Raw genomic sequence first — 18,793 nt, 5'->3', positions numbered from 1 at the left:
GATGCCGTCGTGGCGGTCGACCCGAGTGAGTACTTCCAGCTCGGCACGGACGAACTGCGCGAGGTTGCGCGCTTCGCGGTCCAGGGCGCGCAGGAAGTCCTCGGAATCTTCGAGCGCGCACGTCCCGAGGATCTGCGTCCGAGGGCTGCGCTTGAGGCGGCGTGGGAGTTCGCGAACGGTGCTCCAAGGACCAACCTTCAGCGCGCCACGGCGCTCGACGCTCATCGTGCGGCCAAGCAGGCCCCTACCGGGGCCGCGAAGCACGCCGCGCATGCGGCTGGTGATGCCGCGGCAGCCGCCTACCTTCATCCCTTCGCGAGAGCGGACCAAGTCGGCCACATCCTTCGCGCCGATGCCCACGCGGCCTATGCCGAAGAGCTGAGAACAGGCGATTCCTCCCGTGCGGCACAGTGCATTGCCCGCGCCGCCGTACGGGCGACGCCAGTCCTGGTCGAGGTCCTCAGCCGGTACCCAAGCGCAATCGCTGGTCGCAGCCGCGTCAGCATCTTGATGAAGGTCCTAGACGATGAGCTCCGAACGCGCTGATCTCGCCAGATCCGTTAAACCGCCACGCTGCCTTGGACGGCAATAGGGTCACACCCAGTTGAGGGAGTGTGGCCGAGCAGGCTTTGGCCGCCTCGGCGTCGCACGCCTCGTCGATCTCGGTCGCGGCGCACGACTTCTGTGCGCGCACCAGCAGTGCGCTGTCAGAGGCGCTCATACGGCAGGCACAGCCCGACCCCTCGAAGTGGCGCTCGAACACGGATCGGCGCTGTTCCCTAGTTGTTCCCCGCGGAGAAGCGGATCTGAAAAACAGGCCTCTGACCTGCGGAAACGGGGTGGGCGATACTGGGTTCGAACCAGTGACCTCTTCGGTGTGAACGAAGCGCGCTACCACTGCGCCAATCGCCCGTTACGGTTCGCAAGGAGCCGCGGTCGGAGACTCTAGCGCACCCCCTCCCGGGAGTCCCACTCCGGGGGTCGGTTCGCGTCCTGCCAAGTCCTTGAGCCTTCACCATTGCCACCGGGGCCGAGCGCACCTAGGTTCGGTGCACCCGCAGCGTGGTGCCGCGGGCCATTCTCGGAAGGACAGTCTCGGTGAACAGAAGTCGCCACACTCGCGCGCGACGGGCAGTCGCGCTGACCGCGGGCCTCGTGCTCGCCTCCACTCTCCTGGCCCCTGGTTCGTCCCAGGCGGCGGACCCCGACCAGACGAAGAAGCTGCGCAACGCGGTCACCACCGAGGCGGTGATGAAGCGGCTGAGCACCCTGGAGAGCATCGCCAAGGCGAACGGCGGCACCCGTGCCTCCGGCACGCCGGGCTACAAGGCGTCGGTGGACTACGTCACCAAGACGCTGCGGAAGGCCGGCTACAAGCCGAAGGTGCAGGCCTTCAGCTTCCCGTTCTACCGCCAGCTGGCCCCCTCCACCCTCGCCCAGGTCTCCCCCACTGCGACGACGTACGTCGAGAACACCGACTACGCGCTGATGACCTACAGCGCCAGCGGCGAGGTGAGCGGCACCATCCAGGCCGTCGACCTCGCCCTCGACGACCTCGAGGGCTCCACCAGCGGTTGCGAGGCCGCTGACTTCACCGGCTTCACCGCGGGCAACATCGCCCTCATCCGGCGCGGCACCTGCGCGTTCGGCGAGAAGGTCGCCAACGCGCAGAAGGCCGGCGCCAAGGCCGTCATCGTGATGAACACCGGCACCCCCGGCAACACCGAGCTGCTGCAGGGCACCCTCGGGGAGCCGCTGGCCACCGTCCCGGCGATCGGCACCACGTTCGCCCTCGGCCAGGCGCTGGCGACCGGCACCCCGACGGTGTCGATCAAGACCTCCACCCAGTCCGACATCCGCACGACCTGGAACGTCACGGCGATGACCCGCAAGGGCACCTCCAGCAACGTGGTCATGGCGGGCGCCCACCTCGACGGCGTCGTGGAGGGAGCCGGGATCAACGACAACGGCTCGGGCAGCGCCGCGCTGCTGGAGATCGCGGTGAAGATGGCGAAGACGCCGGTGCGCAACAAGGTCCGCTTCGCCTGGTGGGGCGCGGAGGAGCTCGGCCTGCTCGGCTCGGAGCACTACGTGGCGAACCTGGCGAAGAAGAGCCCGGCCAGCCTGAAGAAGATCGCGCTCTACCTGAACTTCGACATGATCGGTTCGCCGAACTACGGCCTGTTCGTCTACGACGGCAACAACTCCCGGTTCACCGAGGACGACGGTGCCGCGACGGCTCCGAAGGGCTCCGCCGCGATCGAGCGCACCTTCCACTCCTACTTCGCCTCCCGCGGCGTCGCGTCCGAGGAGACCGCCTTCGACGGCCGTAGCGACTACGGGCCGTTCATCGACCAGGGCATCCCCGCCGGGGGCCTCTTCACGGGCGCCGAGGGCGTCAAGACCGCCGCCCAGGCCAAGAAGTGGGGCGGCACCGCCGGCGTCGCCTACGACAAGTGCTACCACCAGGCTTGCGACAACCTGGGCAACGTCAGCCGCCGCGCGATCGGCCTCAACTCCGACGCCATGGCGCACGCCATCCTCACCTACGCCCTGAGCACCAAGTCGGTCAACGGCAAGTCGACCCGCAAGGGCATGGAGTGGGAGCCCGCCCCGGGCATCGGCACCAGCGGCAGCCGCACGTCGGGCGGCTACGCCGGGCACGGCCACCACGGCGTGGAGCGCTAGCCGCTAACCGCACGCCGTACGACGAAGGGCCGGTCACCCCGCGGGGGTGGCCGGCCCTTCGCACGTGTTCGGGGGGCTCAGACGTCGAGGCTGAGCAGCTCCGGCTCCCGCTCACGCCACGCGTGGGCGGCGGCCTGGGTGACCGGCCCGGGGGCGGGGAGCTCGCGGTCGTCCCAGCGCCGCACGCCCTGGACGTCGCGGGTGGTGGAGACCAGGAAGACCTCGTCGGCACCGGCGGCGACCTCGATCGGCTCGTCCACCTCACGGCCGCCGAACCAGTCCAGCACCAGCGCCCGGGTGACCCCGGCCAGGCAACCGCTGGCCAGGGTCGGGGTGCGCAGCTCACCGTCGACGACGTAGAAGACGTTCGTGCCGGTGCCCTCGCACAGGTTGCCGGCGAGGTTGGCGAAGATCGCCTCCGAGGCGTCGCGCTCACGGGCGCCAGCGAGCGCCACCACGTTCTCGGCGTACGAGGTGGTCTTCAGCCCGGCCAGCGCGCCGCGCTCGTTGCGCGGCCACGGCGCGGTGACCACGGCGGTGGTCTCGGGGGCCGGCTCCATCGGGGCGGCGACCACGATGACGGTGAGTGGCGAGTCGCCGCGGCCCGAGCCCAGCGGGGCGTTGCCGCCGGTGACGGTGATCCGCAGCCGTCCCAGCGCCAGCTCCTCGCCCTCGAGGACGGCGGCCACGCCGCGTCGTACGTCGGCGACGTCGAGGCCGACCAGGCCCAGCCCGGCCGCGGAGCGCTCCAGGCGCTCCAGGTGCCGCTGCAGGGCGAAGGGCCGGCCACCGACCACCTTCACCGCCTCGAAGACCGCGTCGCCGACGGTCAGGCCGTGGTCGGTCACCGGCACCGCCGGGGCCCGGGGGTCGGAGAGGACGTCGCCGTTGATCCACACGCGCATGCCCCCAGCCTAGGAGGCCTGTCCACCGCGTTCCGGCAGGCGCGATCGGCCCTGCTCAGGGCACTCCCGACAACCCTCCCGACATGCCGAGGGACCCCCCGTTTTGTCGCCGATCATCCGATCCGCTAATGTTCTCAACCGCAGCGCAGAGCGGCCCGGAAGGGAAGCGAAACGGTGCGAGTGCGGACATAGCTCAGTTGGTAGAGCGCAACCTTGCCAAGGTTGAGGTCGCGAGTTCGAGTCTCGTTGTCCGCTCGAAAGGTCAGGCCCACTGGCTGGCCAGGTCAGTGTGCAGGCCTCCACGGTGGGTTGGCCGAGAGGCGAGGCAACGGACTGCAAATCCGTGTACACGGGTTCAAATCCCGTACCCACCTCCACGAAGAACAAGTCAACAAGCTCCACCTCGGGCGATTGGCGCAGCGGTAGCGCGCTTCCTTGACACGGAAGAGGTCACTGGTTCAAACCCAGTATCGCCCACCAGTAAACATGCAGGTCAGAGGCCCTTTTCCTTCCGGAAGAGGGCCTCTCGTGCACCCTGCGTGCAACAAGGCCGACGGCTAGCTCGGGCCATTGGGTGAACCAAGGAGCTAGCCGCCTCGGTCACGAAAGTCGGCGGCACGACATCCCTCAGCACCGCCGCAGGGATCTTCCGGGGCGCGGCTTCCAGGTCTTCGAGCTTGATCCGGATGGCCCGCTTGCCGCACCGGTAGGCCGGGAGGGTGCCGGCGGCGATCCAGCGTCGGATGGTCTTGCCCGAGACCGACCTGGCCTCGGCTGCTTCGTCGAGGCTGAGGTAGACCGGGACGGACGTCGCTCAGCCATCGGAACGCACCTCCACCCGCCTGACCGTGGCCGAGGCGAGGAAGCGCGCGCCTCGGCCACGGTGATGCAAAGCCGCCCGACGCCTTGGAAGCGGGTCCATCGCGGGCCGACGCCACAACGGCGCCAGTCGCGGACGGTGCGCTGGGGTGTGCGGATGACCGATCCCGCGGGGACCTCGGGCCACGGCACGCCGCTGGGAGGGCCGCTGACGACATCGACCGGTACGGACGCAGTGCGCCGTCAACGCGCGTCGTCGACGGACTCGGCGACGAGGTGGGCGACGTTCTGGTGACGGCCCCGCGTCATGCCGACGTACGCAGACGCGGCGCCAGTCGTCTCACCGTGCGGCCGATCACGAGCAGGCTGCCGTCCTCGCCCTCACCGGCCACGGTCCAAGTGTCACGGTTGGCGACGCCGAGGTCGCGATCATTGCGTCGAGTCGCGAAACCGGTCGCCGAGACCGATCCGCTCACCACGACGCGTGATGGGCCCCACCAGCCCGCTCACCAAGTCGTGAGTCGCAGCCGCGACGTCGGTCGCGGATGGCTGCCTTGAGGGCACTTGCCTGATCGCGGATGTCGGCGATGATCAGCTGCTCACCATCCTCTGCACCGTCATCAGCACTGTCGGCGCCGATGATGGCCAATGCGGCGGCGCGTTCCTCCGTGGTCCGCGTGGACGGGCGTGCTTCTTGTGAACCGCCTGGCGCGTCACCTGGAGCTCCACGGCGATGTCCGCCCAGGACATCCCTTGCTCCCGCGCCCGGGCAACGTGCAAGTCCTCCAACCTGTCCGCCAGTCGGTGCGAGCCAGGACCATCCGCAGCCCCTCCCTGGGGTCCTGGCGAAGACGCCGCCGCCCTCACCTGCCTAAGATCCATAGGCGTCAGCCTGGTCTGCCACATTGAATATCAACTCAATCTGACAACCGGCATGGGCACGGCGTTGCAAGTTGGGACGCACATCAGCGCGCCGAACCTCTATCCAGCCGCCACGACCGGACACAGCCGAGATCCCGGCGGGCTCCGCGTCGATCATCTGGCCGCAGCGGGATCGGTAATCGAAACGCTTCGACCTATACCAGTGAGTCGTCGTACGCGGCTGTGAGAGTGCCACCAGCGCTTCCGGTATTCACTACGCCGACGGGTTCGATGAGCACGGCGTGGACCTCGCCGTCAGCGATTGGGCAGTGCTCAACGCCGCGCGGAACGATGAACATCTGGCCAGGACGAAGAGTGACGTCGCCATCGCGCAGTTGGATGGTCAACTCGCCGTCGATCACGAGGAACAGCTCGTCAGTGTCGTCATGGGTGTGCCACACGAACTCGCCCTTGAGCTTTACGACCTTGACCTCGTAGTCGTTCAACCGCGCCACCACCTTTGGCGACCAATGCTCGGAGAACGACAAGAACTTCCCAGCGAGGTCTATGGGTACGTTGGTCATGGGCAAGTTTGACACACACCAGGTCGCTCAGGCTCGGTCCGTAAGCGGATGGTGAACTGGCTTCCTTGGCGCCAGGCCTAGAGGTCCTTCGTCGCCAGGTTCGACAGGGCTTCGGCTACGACCTTGTCGCGGTTCTTGGCCGCGTGTTGGTAGCGCAGTGCTGCGCCGGCGGTGGAGTGTCCGAGGCGGGCCATCAGTTCGGCCAGTGTGGCGCCGGTGCTGGCGGCCAGGACCGCTCCGGTGTGGCGAAGGTCGTGGAACCGGAGGTCGGGTCTACCGGCGGCCGGGAAGAGCAGTCCGTCGCGGCCCCGGTGATGGTGCTGGCCAGGTGGGTCTTCACCGCGGGGAGCAGGTGCGGCGGGATGGCTACATCTCGTGTGCCTGCGTCTGACTTTGGGGTGCCGGTGACGAACGTGCCGTCGACCCGCACGACTGCGCGGCGTATCTTCACCACGCCGTGGGCGAGGTCGACGTCGTGCCGGCGTAGCTCGGTGATCTCCCCGAACCGGCGGCCACACCAGGCGGCGAGCAGCACCCTCAGCCGGTAGCGCTCCGGCATGGCCGGAGCGAGTGCTTCGAGCTGGGGCAGCGACGCGGGCTCGATCTGCTTGGCACGCTTGACGTTCCCGGCGCCGCGGATGTGGCACGGGTTGTGAGTGATGAGGCGACGCTGCACGGCATCTCCGAGGATGGTCCCGAGCAGCCCTCGGCATCCTCAGCCGTCTCGCAGGTGACCGGCGCCTACTGACCACTTGCGTCCAGTATCGCCGCTCGCCCGGCAATGAAATTCAAACCCAGTATCGCCCACCAGCACAGAGAGGCCCCTCCCAGTCGGGACGGGGCCTCTCTGCTTTCCGCTGCCTTCTTCGGTCACCTTCTCGGCACGATCAGCGCATCACGATGGTGCGCGATGCCGACGCACCGCCGGTCTTCTTCACCCAGACCTTGAACCGGTCCTTGCCCTTGGTGTTGCGGCGAAGCTTGTTGATCTCGACCTCGCCCTCGGCGTCGGCCCGGTAGGTCCGCTTCAGGACGCGCTTGGCGTCGTGCTTGAGCACGACGATCCACCGGCTGCCCGGCCGCGCGTCGAGGTCGATGTCGATGTCGAAGCGGCCGCGCTCCTTCTCGACCTTGAAGTCGACCACCGCGCCCGCGACCCGGAACGTCCGTTCCTTCTCAGGGTCGGCGTGGGCGGGGTCGGCGACGACGCTCGTGGCGGCGGTCAGCAGGGCGGCGGCCCCGAGCGTCGCAGTGGCACGACGAGCAGTACGACGAGCAGTGGGTGACATGGTGGGCTCCTCCTCGAGAACGGATCCGTCCCCACCAGTGTGGACCCGGCGCGGTCAACCGTCACGCGGGGCAAGGCACTCCCCCAGCCGCCCGATCCTGAGTGCGTGCCAAGAATTCGCGGAGGTGCGTAAATGTTGCGCGATTCCCCGGCAGACGTGCCGGGCGAGCCGTTAGCGTCTGCGTCGGGATCCCAACAGGCGCCCGGCGATCCCCACACTCGCCGGGCGCATCGTGTCCCACTCGGCTCACGCCGAGTGGGACACCGGGGATCGCCCGCTGCGGCCCGCGGCAGCCACGTCCTGCGAGCACTCGTTGCAGCGGATGCGGTGCTCACCACGCTCCGGCGGCTCACCGAAGACGCGCCGGTGCCAACGCGTCTGCTCCGTCACCTTGACGCAGCTGGGGCACCACTCGTGGCGGACCCACGGCCCGTAGTCCCTGCCCATGCCCTTGCCCATGTCATCGATCGTGCGCCGGGCGGTGCCGCTGCGCGAGTGCCGCCGGCGCGAAAGGTCCTTCCGACCGCGAACTGTGGACGTTGGTCCCAGCCACACCCGGGCCTTGGGGACCAACCGGTCGTGCCGCACCGGCCGCTCAGGAGGCGCGAAGGTCCCCCGACGAGCTGCCACGTCGCCTCAGGAACCCCTTGCGGGACGCACGCCCGCCCGCGGCACCGATCCCGATCCGACGAGCCGCCCCGGCCAGGCGCCCGGACACGCGTCGTACGACGTCGCGCCACGGCAGCGAGGCCGGGGAGGCCCACGCCAGCGCACGCCGCCACCGGGGCGTCTGACGGCGCATCTGCCGCACCGCCGTGTCGACGTCGACCCAGAACGCCGTCACGTCGCTCCGGCTCGGCTGACCGACACCGAACACGTGGCGGTCGGCGGCGACGGCGAGGCCGACCGTGTCGGCGTCGGGGAACCGCTCGGCCAACCGGCGGCCGTGCTCGGCCCGGGTGGCACCGGCCGGCATCCGCACCCCGAGGTCGCGGGCGCGGTCGGTCAGCTCACGCCAGCCGCCGCTGACCCGGGTGACGGGGTCGCCCGCCCGCCGCCGGCGCCGTCGGCGCAGCCGCTTGAGCAGCCACACGCCCCAGATGGGCGCGAGCACCAGCAGCACCCTCAGCGCCAGCCACAACCAGCCGAGGATGCGCCAGAGCAGGTCCCAGATGCTGTCGTCGGCGTCGCGGCCCGAGCCCTCCGGGGGCACTCCCTGCACGTCCGCGGGCTCCTGCGGCAGCACCGGCGGCTGTACGACGTACGGCTGGGGCACCTCGTCGGGTGAGTCGTTCTGCGGGGGCGGGGTGCGGTCCTCCGGCGGCGTGGGGTCGAAGCGCATCCAGCCGTGGCCCTCGAACGGCACCTCGACCCAGGCGGCGATGTCGTCGCCGGTGACGGTGCCGTCGGCCCGGACCTTCTCGAAGCCGAGGACCACGCGCGCGGGGATGCCGAGGCGTTGCACCGAGTAGGCCAGGGCGGCGGCGTACTGCTCGTCGTTGCCGACCATCCGTGCCGGGTCGGCGGCGAGGTCGGCGAGCCGCTTCGCGCCGTGCCCGGAGCTGGAGTAGCCGAACTTGCGCGGGTCCAGCCCGTCGTTGAAGTAGCCGTCGGCGAACCCGGCGCTCAGCTCGACGACACGCTCGTAGTCGCTGGCCGCGGCGGCACCGGCCAGCCACTCGTCGGTCAGCTCGTCGAGCGGCTCGATGGTCAGCGGCGGCGCGGTGAACGGCACGGAGCGGTCCGCGCCGACGGCGCGGGCGTCGTTGGTGCACAGCGGCCCGGGCTCCCAGTCGACCCGGTAGGTGTCGCCGGTGCGCGAGCCGTGGTACTCCGCGAGGGCACCGGAGCCGGGGTTGAGCAGCAGCTCGCGCCGCTCCCCGGGCGCGGCGTCGTGCTCCCGGGTGGCGCCGGTGGCCCGGCCCACCGTCGGCACCCACAGGCCGCCGCGCGCCCCGACCTCGACGCCCACCGCGTCCCCGTGCTCGGCGGCCGGGGCGGGGCCGAAGGCGCTGGTGCCGGTGCGGGCGTCGGTGGCGGAGACGTTCCACACGATGCCGTCGAAGGTGTCCATCGTGGCCAGCCGCACGCACACGTCCCCGGCGGGCAGGTCGGTGAAGGTGAACAGGACGTCGTTCTTGTGGTCCTTGTAGAAGGAGCGGTAGGCCGCCAGTGGGCTCTTGAACTGCACCTCGGCCAGCGGCGGGTCGACGTGGTCGCGCAGCACCTCCCGGGTCCCGCGCTCCCCCACCAGCGTGGCGCCCGCCCAACCGACGGCCCCGGCCAGGAGCAGCACCACGGTGCCCAGCAGGACCCGCCGCGTCCACGAGGCCCGCAGGTGGCGCAGCGCCCGCCACCGGCTCCACACGAGGAGCACCACGAGCAGCAGGACACCGCGCAGCAGCGGCAGCTCGGCGTCCCGGGTGCCGAAGGCCGCGGCCGCGACGTACGTGCCGGCCACCGCGAGCCCCGCGGCCCCGGGCCAGCGGCTGCGCCAGGCGAGGCTCGCCGCGAGCGCGGCACCGAGCAGCGCCACCAGGAACGGCACCACCAGCTCCCCGCGCTCGGCGCCCAGCGGCACCGGCAGGGTGAGCGCGGTGCGCCACGACTCCACGACGCCGACCACCAGCGTCCGTTCGGCATCGACACCGGGCAGCACGCCGGCGATCGCCTGGTGGGGAGCGGCCACGGCGGGGCCCAGCACCAGGAACGCCACCGCGAGCAGCAGCACGGAGAGCACCGGGCCCCAGCGCAGCCGGGCGGCCAGCAGCGTCGCGCCTCCCCCGGCCAGCACGCCGACGCCGGCGGCCAGCGCCCACCGGCCGCCGGCGTAGGCATCGCCGAGCGGCCACAGCGCGATGCCCAGCGCCAGCGCCAGCAGGACCGCGTCCACCGCGACCGGCACGCCGGCCGGTCCCCCCGCCGGCGCAGCGTGCCGGGCGGTGGGCGGGGGTGCGGGCATCGTCGTGGCGCTCACGGCGCCGCCAGCCGGCGCATCACGGTGGGCAGCTCCTCCAGCACGCCCAGCGTCACCAGGTCGAGGTCGCCCATCGGCCGCAGCGCCAGGTCGGCGCCGACCTGGCTGCGTACGACGATCACGCGCACGTCGGGGGCGAGCTGGCGACGGGCGCGGCGCAGGTCGGCCGGCTCGGCCAGGGAACCGGTGAGCAGCACGGCGACGCTCGCGCCGTGCACGTCGCGGCCGAGCCGGCGCAGGGTCTCGGAGAGCCGAGGCGCGCCGGGGTCGTAGTCGACGCCGGAGAGCTGGTCGAGCAGCACGGTGGCGTGGTCGGAGCGCAGGTGCGCCACCGAGGTCAGCGCCGACAGGGTGTGGCCCTCGCGCAGAGTCTGCGCGCCCAGGGAGCCCGCGACGGAGACGGCGAGCTCGAGCTCGTCGTCGTCGGCGTAGTCGTCGAGCCGGGTGCTCAGCGCGACCAGCAGGTGGGAGCGCCGGGTCTCCTCGAACTGGCGCACCATCAACGTGCCGGTCCGGGCGGTGGACTTCCAGTGCACGAACCGGCGGTCGTCGCCGGGGACGTACTCGCGCAACGCGTGGAAGGAGACGTCGTTGTCGGCCAGCTTGCGGACGGTCAGGCCCTCCAGGTCGCGCAGGAAACCGGCCGCAGTGCCCTCGATCACCACGGTGCGGGGGTGGACGTGCAGCAGCCGGGCCTCGGTGAGGCGGTGCTCGCGGCGCAGCAGCAGGAACGGGTCGGCGCGCACGGCGCGGACCGGCCCGAGGTCGAGGATCGCGCGGCGCCGGGTCGGGATGGCGAAGAGCTCCTCGTGCACCGCCCCCGGCGCCAGGGACGGTACGTCGAACCCGGCGACCGTGCGCCCGACCGGCAGCTCCACGAGGGCGGAGGGGGCCCGTCGGGCACCGGCGTTGGTCAGCACCAGCCGGCCGTTGGCGCGCTCCCCCACCACGACGCGCTGGCGGCTGAGGTCGAGCTCGGCGGTGGCGCGGTGCGCGCCGAGGACGAAGGCGAGGCAGATCAGCAGCAGCGCGGTCAGGGCGAAGCCGACGAGCAGGAGCTCGACCCAGCCGAGCGCCCAGCCGGCCACGAGCGCCGGCACCAGCAGCACCAGCAGGGCCCACGCCGCCGGCGAGACCACGGCGGTGACCGGGTCGGTGAGCGGGGCGAGCGCGGCGCGGGGACGTGCGGTCGCAGCCGAGAGCCAGGCGCGCAGCGCGAACGTCCACGCACCGGCGCGCCGGCGCAGGCCGACGGCCCGCACCCGCAACGGCCCGCGTGCCGCGACGTCCCGGCCTCTGCTCATGCCAATGCCCGCTCCTGCGGTGCCGGCACGGAGCCGAGGATGCGCTGCACGACCTGCTCGCTGGTCAGGCCACGGAACTCCTCCTCCGGGTCGATCACCATGCGGTGCGCCAGCACCGGCACCGCCAGCGCCTTCACGTCGTCGGGCACGACGTAGTCGCGGCCCGAGCCGGCCGCCCACACCCGTGCCGCGCGGACCAGGCCGAGGCCGGCGCGCACCGAGCAGCCGAGCTGCACGTCGGGGGCGTTGCGGGTCTCCTCGCACAGCCGCGCGACGTAGCCGAGCAGGGCGGGATCGGTGTGCACCTGCTCGGCGAGCTCGATCATGCTGACCACGTGCTCGGCGCTGATGATGGCGTCCAGCCCGCTCCCGTGGCGACCGGCCTTCGGGTTGGCCAGGATCGCCACCGTGCTGGCGTGGTCGGGGTAGCCGAGCGAGGTCTTCATCAAGAACCGGTCCAGCTGCGCCTCGGGCAGCCGGTAGGTGCCGGCCTGCTCGATCGGGTTCTGCGTGGCGATCACCATGAACGGCCGGCCCACCGGGTGGGTGACGCCGTCGACGGTGACCTGGTTCTCCTCCATCACCTCCAGCAGCGCCGACTGCGTCTTGGGCGAGGCCCGGTTGATCTCGTCGGCGAGCACGATGTTGGCGAACACCGGGCCGCGGCGGAACTCGAAGCGCTGCGCGGCCTGGTCGTAGATGGTCACCCCGGTGACGTCGCTGGGCAGCAGGTCGGGGGTGAACTGGATGCGCTGCTGGGTGCCGCGCAGGGTCAGCGCCATCGCCCGGGCCAGCGAGGTCTTGCCGGTGCCGGGGTAGTCCTCGAGCAGCAGGTGGCCCTCGGCGAGCAGCGCGGTGAAGGCGAGGCGGACCACGTGCGTCTTCCCGACGACGGCGCGCTCCACGTTGGCCACCAGCTGGGCGAAGGTGCCGGCGAACCACTGGCTCTGCTCCGGGGTGAGGGTCACAGGTGCTCCTTGCGGGTGGGTCGGTGCGGGTGGGTCGGTGCGGGTGGGGCGGTGCGGTGGGCACGCGGTCAGGGGACGTTGCGGCGGTCGGTGAGGCCGTCGACGGTGGCGGAGTCGGCATCGCAGGTCGAGGAGATCCACCACTTGTTGGTCGCGCCGACATCGCCGCGTCCGTCGCTGCCGACCCGGATGTCCCAGCCGCCGCCCCCGGTGCCCGCACAGGGGCCGGGGCCGTAGGTGCGGCGCGAGGCCGTGTAGGTGCCGGCACGGAAGCCGGTGACCCGGAACTTGGTGTAGTAGCAGGGCCGGGCGCAGTCGGCGGCGGGGATGTCGGTGGTGCGCACGTAGTACACCTCGAGCGTGCGTGGCTCGGCGCTCGCGCACATCTCGCCGCTCCACTCCGACCAGCCGCCGTCGGCGGTGTGCGAGCGCACCTGGATGCAGCGGCGCTGACCGCCCTCCTCGGTGGCGATGGTGACCGAGCCGCCGGCGCGGCCGTTGCGGGTGCCCGAGGCGTCGCCGCGGTACTCGGTCTTGTCCACCGTGCGCCCGTTGCCGTCGCCGCCGTTCCAGCCGATGGTGACGCTCATGTAGCCCCGCCCGGCCTCGGTGTTGCTGGGGGTGCGCGGCTTGGCGAACGGGTCGAAGTCCCCGCCTTGGGCCGAGGCGCCCGAGGTCTCCGGCTGGCCGGTGGGCTGGGTGATCGGCGTCAGCCGCACCCACTGGTCGGCGGCGTTGGAGCGGAACGGCACGTCCAGGGTGGCCTCGGTGCCCTCGGCCTGCGTCGGTGCCGCCCGCCGACCGCTCCAGCCGTCCTTGGTCTCCACCTGGTAGGCCACGACCGGGAACCCGCCGTCGTCGGCGGGCGTGGTGAACGAGACCCGGCCCTGGTAGCTGGTCGGCGAGGCGGTGCAGCCCACGCAGTCGCTGGCCTTGCTGATCGCGGTCACCGCACGCGACCGGTCCCAGGCGACCTTGGCCTCCGACTGCGGCGACCAGGCCTCGGCGGTTCCCGCCCGGTTGCTGGCGCGCACCTGCGCGGTGTAGCCGTGCCCGTTCTCCACGTCGAAGGAGCGGGAGGTGCTCTGCCCGTCGACCTGGACGGTGGTGAGCTCGGCGCCGTCGACGAGCACCTTGACGTCGTACGACGCCACGGCGTCGTAGCCGTTGCCGGGCTCGCCCAGCGCGGGCCAGGAGACCGTCAGGTAGCCCTTGCCGTCGTCGTTGGGCGGCTCGACCTGCATCTCGGGAGCCGCCATCGTGGTGGGCGTGGTGAACGGCACCGCGGGCGCGGACGGCGGCGAGAGCACCCCGGCGCCGGCGTCGTTGACCGCCAGGATCTGGAAGGTGTACGACGTCCCGTTGCTGAGCCCGTCCCAGACCAGGGACGTCTCGCCGGCGCCGACCTCGCGGACCTTGCCGCCGGGGTTGACCGAGATCCGGTAGCCGGTGATGTCGGAGCCGTTGTTGGCCGGGGCGCTCCAGCGCAGGTGCAGCTTGGCGTCGCGGTCGGAGAACGCGTCGGTGACCACGGGCGCGGCCATCCGGCCGGGCACCTCGTCGGGGGTCACCGGTGCGGAGGCCGGGCTCGCCTCGCTCGTGCCGACGGCGTTGACCGCCTTGACGGTGAACCGGTAGGCGCGGCCGGGGTCGAGGTCGCCCACCACGCACTGGGTGGCCTGGCAGCGCTGCTCGCCGGCCTCGGAGCCGACCAGGTAGTGCGTGATCGGGCTGCCGTTGTCGTCGGGGGCCGACCAGGTCAGCTGCACCGAGTCGGGCCCGCCCTGCACCGCCCGCGGTGCGGCGGGGCGCTCCGGCGGGCCGGCGACGGTGATCAGCACGCGGGAGGAGACCTCGCGCTCGGCGAGCCCGGAGCCGTCGTCCATGCGGTAGCTGACCACGACCCGGCCGGCGTCGGTGGGCGTGATCCGCAGCACCGTGCCGGACACGACCGGCGCGCTCGCCGGGCCGGTGGCGGTGGCGGCGACGACCTCGTTCGCCTCGGGGACGTGGTCCTCGAGCACGGCGGCGGCCAGGTCGAGGACCACCTCGGTGCCGACCTCGGCGTCGCCGACCTCGAGCTCGCGCAGCCGCAGCGGGGGCTGGGAGCGCTCGACGTCCTCGGCGCCGATGACGGTGACCCGCACCGTGCCGGTGGCCGGGTCGGCCTCGCCGTCGTCGGCGGCGACGGTGAGCGCGACGTCGTCGCTGGAGGCCGACTCGTCCGCGCGGATGCGCAGCAGGTCGCCGCTGACCTCGGCGCTCAGCTCGTCCGTGGCACCGGTGACGGAGAAGTCGAGCCGGTCGTCCTCGTTGATGTCGGTGGCCAGGCGGGTCAGGTCGATCTCGACGGGGTCGTCGCCGGCACGGACCACGACGCTGGTGGAGCGGACCGTGGGCGCCACGTTGGCGGCGGGCAGCACGGTCACCGGGATCGTGATCTGCGACTGCAGGCCGTCCGGGTCGTTCTGGTCCTCACCGTCCAGCACGCCGAGGGTGATCGAGGCGGCGCCGTGGTAGCTGCGCGGTGCGAGGAACTCCAGGCGTCCGGCGTCGAGCGCCTCGGCGTCGCCGTGCGCCGCGGTGATCCGGTCGGTGCGCGCGATCTTGGGGGTGCGGCCGGCGCGGACCACCACGACGTCGTCGAGGGCGATGGTGGCGGCCTCGCCGGCGGTGACCTTGACCGGCACCGCGTCCACGTCGAGCACCGGCGGCATGGAGTCGGTGCCGGCGACGTACACGAAGCCGAAGGAGGTCTGCTCGGTGGCGTCGGTGACCCGGTAGGGCACGACCTGGGACTCCTTGCGCAAGGTGATCCGCAGCTTGCGGTCCACCACCGAGACGCCGTCGGGGCTGACCGGCTCCAGCCGCAGCGCGCTGCGCGGGCCGTCCAGGTCGCCGTCGTTGGCGAGCACGTCGACGTCGACGGTGTCCCCGGCGGCCTTGCCGTCCAGCGCGGCCGCCTCGGCGACGTCGTCCTGCGTCACCGGCGCGTGGTCGGGGGCGTCGTCGCGGGCCGTCACGGTCAGGAACGCCGAGGAGGAGGCGCCCAGGCCGTCGCTGACCCGGTACTGCGCGACGCCGCTGATCTCCTCGGCGCCGCCGAGCTCGGGCACGTCGACCTGCACCACGCTGTCCGCCAGCCGCATCCGGGGTGCCCGGTCGTCGCCGCGGCCGTCCTGGAGCTGGCGGAACCCGCTCTCCTCGACGATGAGCGGGTCGCCGTCGGGGTCGGAGTCGTTCTGGGTGACCGGGTAGTTGATCGTGAGCCCCGGCTTGACCAGGACGGTGTCGTCGAGCGCCGCCGGTGCCTGGTTCTCGCGGCTGCGCGGTGCGACGCCGATCCGCACGTCGGCGGTCGCCGAGAGCCCGTAGGGGTCGGTGAGCAGCACCTTGAACGAGTCGGTGCCGGTGCTGCCGTCGCCCTCGAAGGGCTCGTACTCGAACCAGTCGGCCCCCGAGCGCAGGATCCGGCCCAGCGTCGGCGGCTCCACCAGCGAGCTGTAGACGACCGGGTCCCCGTCGGGGTCGGCGCCGAAGGTCGAGACCGGCACCCGGATCGCGTGCCCGGTCACCGTCCGGTCCTCGATCGGCGGTGGCTGCGGCGCCTGGTTGTCCTCGGCGTCGTCCGGCTTGATGTTGAGGACGAGCCGGGCGTCGGCGCGGGCACCGTCGGGGTCGCGTACGCCGTACCCGACCTGGAGCTGGGTGGTGCCGTCGTCGGGCACGAGCACCCGGATGGAGGTGCCGTCGGCGATGATCGGCAGCGTCGCGTCGGCGATCACGGACTGCTCGTCGAGGTCGAAGAGGTCCTGCTGGCTGACGGTGAGCCGGTCCCCGTCGGGATCCTCGTCGTTGTCGGTGACCGGGATGTCCACGACGGTGCCGGCGCGCACCGTGACGACGTCCTCGACCGCGACGGGCCGCCGGTTGCGGCTCTCGTCGGCGAGGGTGACCGACACGATGCCGCGGACCTGGTCGCTGCGGCCATCCGAGAGCAGGTACGTGATCTCGGGGCGCTCGCCGGCCAGGTCGCCGATCACCTCCACCCGCACGAAGCGCTTGTTGATCAGCGACGCCTTGACCAGCGCCCGGTGGCGGGCGGCCACCTCGACGCCTTGGACGATCATCACGTCGCCGTCGGGGTCGGCGTCGTTGGCGAGCACGTCGACCAGGGCCGAGCCGTCGGGCCGTACGGCGGCGACGTCGCGGGTGGCCACCGGGGGTCGGTTCGTGCCCGAGGCGGGTTGGACGTCGACCCGCACCAGGGTCGGCTCGGAGGTCTGGCCGTTCGCCGAGCTGGCGGCGTACTCCAGGTAGTAGGCACCCGGCGAGTCGGCCCGGAACGTGGCGGTGCCGCGGGCGGAGTCCCGGGTCAGCCGAGCGGCGCCGCCGGCGACCGTCTTCATCGTGGGCAACGACAGCTGGCCGCCGAGCGGGTCCATGTCGTTCTTCAACGGCTCGAGCAGGATCGTGGAGCCGACCACGCCGGCGAAGTGGTCGGCCACGGCGACCGGTGCCGCCTCGTCGCGGTCCTCCACCGACACTGCGACGACGCCCTCGGCGGTGACGTCGCCGCCGCGGACGGTGAACTCGATGGTCTCCGGGCCGGTGCCGCCGGCGTCGTCGGTGAAGTCGATGGTGCCGTCGGGGCGGAACCCGACGTCGCCGCCCTCGCTGGTGGCCGCGACCAGGGCGAGCGAGTCGCCCTCGGGATCGATCCAGGCGGGCAGGACGTTGAGGGTCGCGGTGTGGCCCTCGGCGACCCGCAGCGTGTTGCGCTGGTCGGGCAGCAGCTCGGGGGCGGTGTCCTGGCCGTCGCCGTGCACGGTGAGGGTGACGGTCGCCTTCGACGGCGGGTTCTGCGGCCGGCCGTCGGTGATCTCGTACTCGAAGGTCAAGGTGCCCGAGGCGTCGGGAGCGAGCTTGGCCTGCACCTGGGTGCCCTCGCCGACCACGCTGTAGGTGGCCGCGTCGGTGCTGGCCGGCGGCTGCTTGAGGGTGAGGATATCACCGTCGGGGTCGACGTCGTTGAGGGTCACCGGCAACACCACCGTCGCCCCGGGCCGAGCACCGAACTCGTCGTCCTGCGCCTGCGGGGGCTCGTTGCGCTTGCGGTCGCGCAGCTCCTCGGAGACCTTCGCCTCCTGCGGGTCCTCGGCGTTGGGGTCGATCGTCTCCCAGTTGTCGACCCGGGTGAGACCGTCCTCCTGCACCATCCACGCGGTGCCGTTGGCGACGTCGTTGAGCACCACGACGTCGCGGTTGCTGCGGAACACCAGCAGCGAGGCGTCGGTGAGCGGGGTGATCTCGCCGGTGAAGACGTCGCCGTCGTCGCACAGCCGCAGGTAGTTGTCGCGCAGCGGGTGGTTCCAGGCGGCGTGCACGCACCCGTCGACCACCGCCGGCGGGGCCGGTACGCCGTCCACGTCGAGGTCGGAGAGCCGCTCGGCGTCGCCGCCGTCCAGCGGCACCGCCCACAGCGCCTCGCGGGTGGCGAGCAGCACCCGGTCGGCCTCGGGACCGACCTGCTGCAGCACGGGCTCGGCCCCGGTGCCGGTCCCTTCCCCTGCCCCGGGCACGGTGACCGGCTCGGTGTCGGGCAGGCGGACCTCGGAGCCCTGGAGCACGACCGGCACGTCACCGACCGCGCTCAGCGCGGGGTCGTCCTCGAACGGCTCGCCGAAGGCGTAGGTGGGGCCTGCGACCGGGCGGCCGGAGGCATCCAGCGACCAGGAGGCGACCTCACCGGTGGCGCGGTCGAGCACCAGCGCGGTCCCGGTCGCGCTCACCGTGACACTGCTGCGCGGCGAGACCTCCACGTCGGCGGGGGTGGTCTCGAACCCCTCGAGCCGGTCGGCGCGACGCAGCCACACCCGCCCGGACTCGTCGTCGAGGATCCCGACCGTCGCGCGGCCGGCGACGGCCTCGAAGGTCGGCGGCACGGGCACCGGCGCCGCGACGCCGGTGAGCACGTCGACCGCGGCCACGCTGCGGGTGGGTCCGCCGCCGCCGTCGTCGTACACCTGGACCGAGCCGGCCTCCTGGTAGACGGCGGTGGCCGTCGAGCTGGTGACCACGCCGAGCTCCAGCTCCGAGACCTGGGAGTTGAGCCGGGCCATCATCCCCAGCCCGGCGTTGGTGACCCACACGCCGCCGTCGTTGAGCTCGACATCGTGGATCGGGGCACCGTCGTGGCGCAGCGCGAGGACGACCAGAGTGCCGGCGACGAGACTGAGCGCGAGCGCCTGGACCACGCGGCGGCGAGGCGCACCGGAGCGCGCCGTACGGCGGACCCGCCGCACCCGTGACGGCAGCACCGAGAACACCCCCTCCCCGACGAGCGTCGTGCTCGCACGGCTCACCCGCGTGGATCACCTGGGCCCGCCCTGGCCCCT

General features: G+C 72.2%; 11 protein-coding genes, 4 tRNA genes and 1 pseudogene. 5 read left to right on the top strand and 11 right to left on the bottom strand.

All coding sequences use genetic code 11. The features are described from left to right. The first annotated feature begins 9 nt into the window (after positions 1 to 9). Complete coding sequence (locus tag KG111_RS07645) at positions 10 to 546, top strand: putative immunity protein (protein WP_205293028.1); 537 nt, start codon at positions 10 to 12, stop codon at positions 544 to 546. A 294-nt stretch (positions 547 to 840) separates the two neighbouring features. On the opposite strand, the gene KG111_RS07640 is transcribed toward KG111_RS07645, so the two are convergent. Then, positions 841 to 912, bottom strand: a tRNA-Val gene (locus KG111_RS07640). A gap of 243 nt (positions 913 to 1,155) precedes the next feature. Here KG111_RS07640 and KG111_RS18465 point away from each other — a divergent pair. Next, entirely contained in the window at positions 1,156 to 2,688 is a 1,533-nt protein-coding gene (locus KG111_RS18465) for a M28 family metallopeptidase (RefSeq protein ID WP_283770604.1), read from the top strand. A gap of 77 nt (positions 2,689 to 2,765) precedes the next feature. Here KG111_RS18465 and KG111_RS07630 read toward each other — a convergent pair whose 3' ends face one another. Continuing rightward, positions 2,766 to 3,593, bottom strand: coding sequence for an aminotransferase class IV (locus KG111_RS07630; protein ID WP_205293029.1), 828 nt, complete (start codon positions 3,591 to 3,593; stop codon positions 2,766 to 2,768). Between the two features lie 182 nt (positions 3,594 to 3,775). On the opposite strand from KG111_RS07630, the gene KG111_RS07625 reads away from it, so the two are divergent. The 3 genes from KG111_RS07625 to KG111_RS07615 all read left to right on the top strand — a co-directional run bounded on the left by KG111_RS07625 (position 3,776) and on the right by KG111_RS07615 (position 4,073). Beyond that, positions 3,776 to 3,848, top strand: a tRNA-Gly gene (locus KG111_RS07625). 48 nt (positions 3,849 to 3,896) lie between these two features. After that, positions 3,897 to 3,970: transfer RNA gene (locus KG111_RS07620), tRNA-Cys, on the top strand. A gap of 28 nt (positions 3,971 to 3,998) precedes the next feature. Further along, positions 3,999 to 4,073 (top strand) — tRNA-Val (locus KG111_RS07615). Positions 4,074 to 4,086: 13 nt separating this feature from the next. Here KG111_RS07615 and KG111_RS07610 read toward each other — a convergent pair. From KG111_RS07610 to KG111_RS07570, 9 genes and pseudogenes are all read right to left on the bottom strand, one after another. After that, positions 4,087 to 4,377: pseudogene (locus KG111_RS07610) on the bottom strand (excisionase family DNA-binding protein); the annotation flags it as partial. A 1,111-nt stretch (positions 4,378 to 5,488) separates the two neighbouring features. Continuing rightward, positions 5,489 to 5,857: a cupin domain-containing protein gene (locus KG111_RS07605; RefSeq protein ID WP_205293030.1), complete on the bottom strand. Its 369-nt coding sequence runs from the start codon at positions 5,855 to 5,857 to the stop codon at positions 5,489 to 5,491. 193 nt (positions 5,858 to 6,050) lie between these two features. Next, positions 6,051 to 6,533, bottom strand: a complete 483-nt coding sequence (locus KG111_RS07600; RefSeq protein WP_205293031.1) for a site-specific integrase — start codon at positions 6,531 to 6,533, stop codon at positions 6,051 to 6,053. A 211-nt stretch (positions 6,534 to 6,744) separates the two neighbouring features. Then, positions 6,745 to 7,146 carry a hypothetical protein gene (locus tag KG111_RS07595; RefSeq protein ID WP_205293032.1) on the bottom strand — a complete coding sequence of 134 codons (402 nt, stop codon included), beginning with the start codon at positions 7,144 to 7,146 and terminating at the stop codon, positions 6,745 to 6,747. Between the two features lie 246 nt (positions 7,147 to 7,392). Then, the gene (locus KG111_RS07590) at positions 7,393 to 7,605 is read right to left on the bottom strand and encodes a hypothetical protein (RefSeq protein WP_205293033.1); all 213 of its coding nucleotides are present in this window, start codon (positions 7,603 to 7,605) and stop codon (positions 7,393 to 7,395) included. A gap of 136 nt (positions 7,606 to 7,741) precedes the next feature. Next, positions 7,742 to 10,123, bottom strand: coding sequence for a transglutaminase-like domain-containing protein (locus KG111_RS07585; protein ID WP_205293034.1), 2,382 nt, complete (start codon positions 10,121 to 10,123; stop codon positions 7,742 to 7,744). Then, positions 10,120 to 11,427 carry a DUF58 domain-containing protein gene (locus KG111_RS07580; RefSeq protein WP_205293035.1) on the bottom strand — a complete coding sequence of 436 codons (1,308 nt, stop codon included), beginning with the start codon at positions 11,425 to 11,427 and terminating at the stop codon, positions 10,120 to 10,122. Before KG111_RS07580 ends, KG111_RS07585 begins: the two co-directional genes overlap by 4 nt. After that, entirely contained in the window at positions 11,424 to 12,395 is a 972-nt protein-coding gene (locus KG111_RS07575) for an AAA family ATPase (RefSeq protein ID WP_205293036.1), read from the bottom strand. The genes KG111_RS07580 and KG111_RS07575 overlap by 4 nt, the downstream gene beginning before the upstream one ends. A gap of 68 nt (positions 12,396 to 12,463) precedes the next feature. After that, positions 12,464 to 18,760: a fibronectin type III domain-containing protein gene (locus tag KG111_RS07570; RefSeq protein ID WP_205293037.1), complete on the bottom strand. Its 6,297-nt coding sequence runs from the start codon at positions 18,758 to 18,760 to the stop codon at positions 12,464 to 12,466. Between the last annotated feature and the right edge of the window lie 33 nt (positions 18,761 to 18,793).

The organism is Nocardioides faecalis (genome assembly GCF_018388425.1).
Classification (GTDB): Bacteria; Actinomycetota; Actinomycetes; order Propionibacteriales; family Nocardioidaceae; genus Nocardioides; species Nocardioides faecalis.
This window is presented reverse-complemented; position numbering and strand designations above follow the sequence as displayed.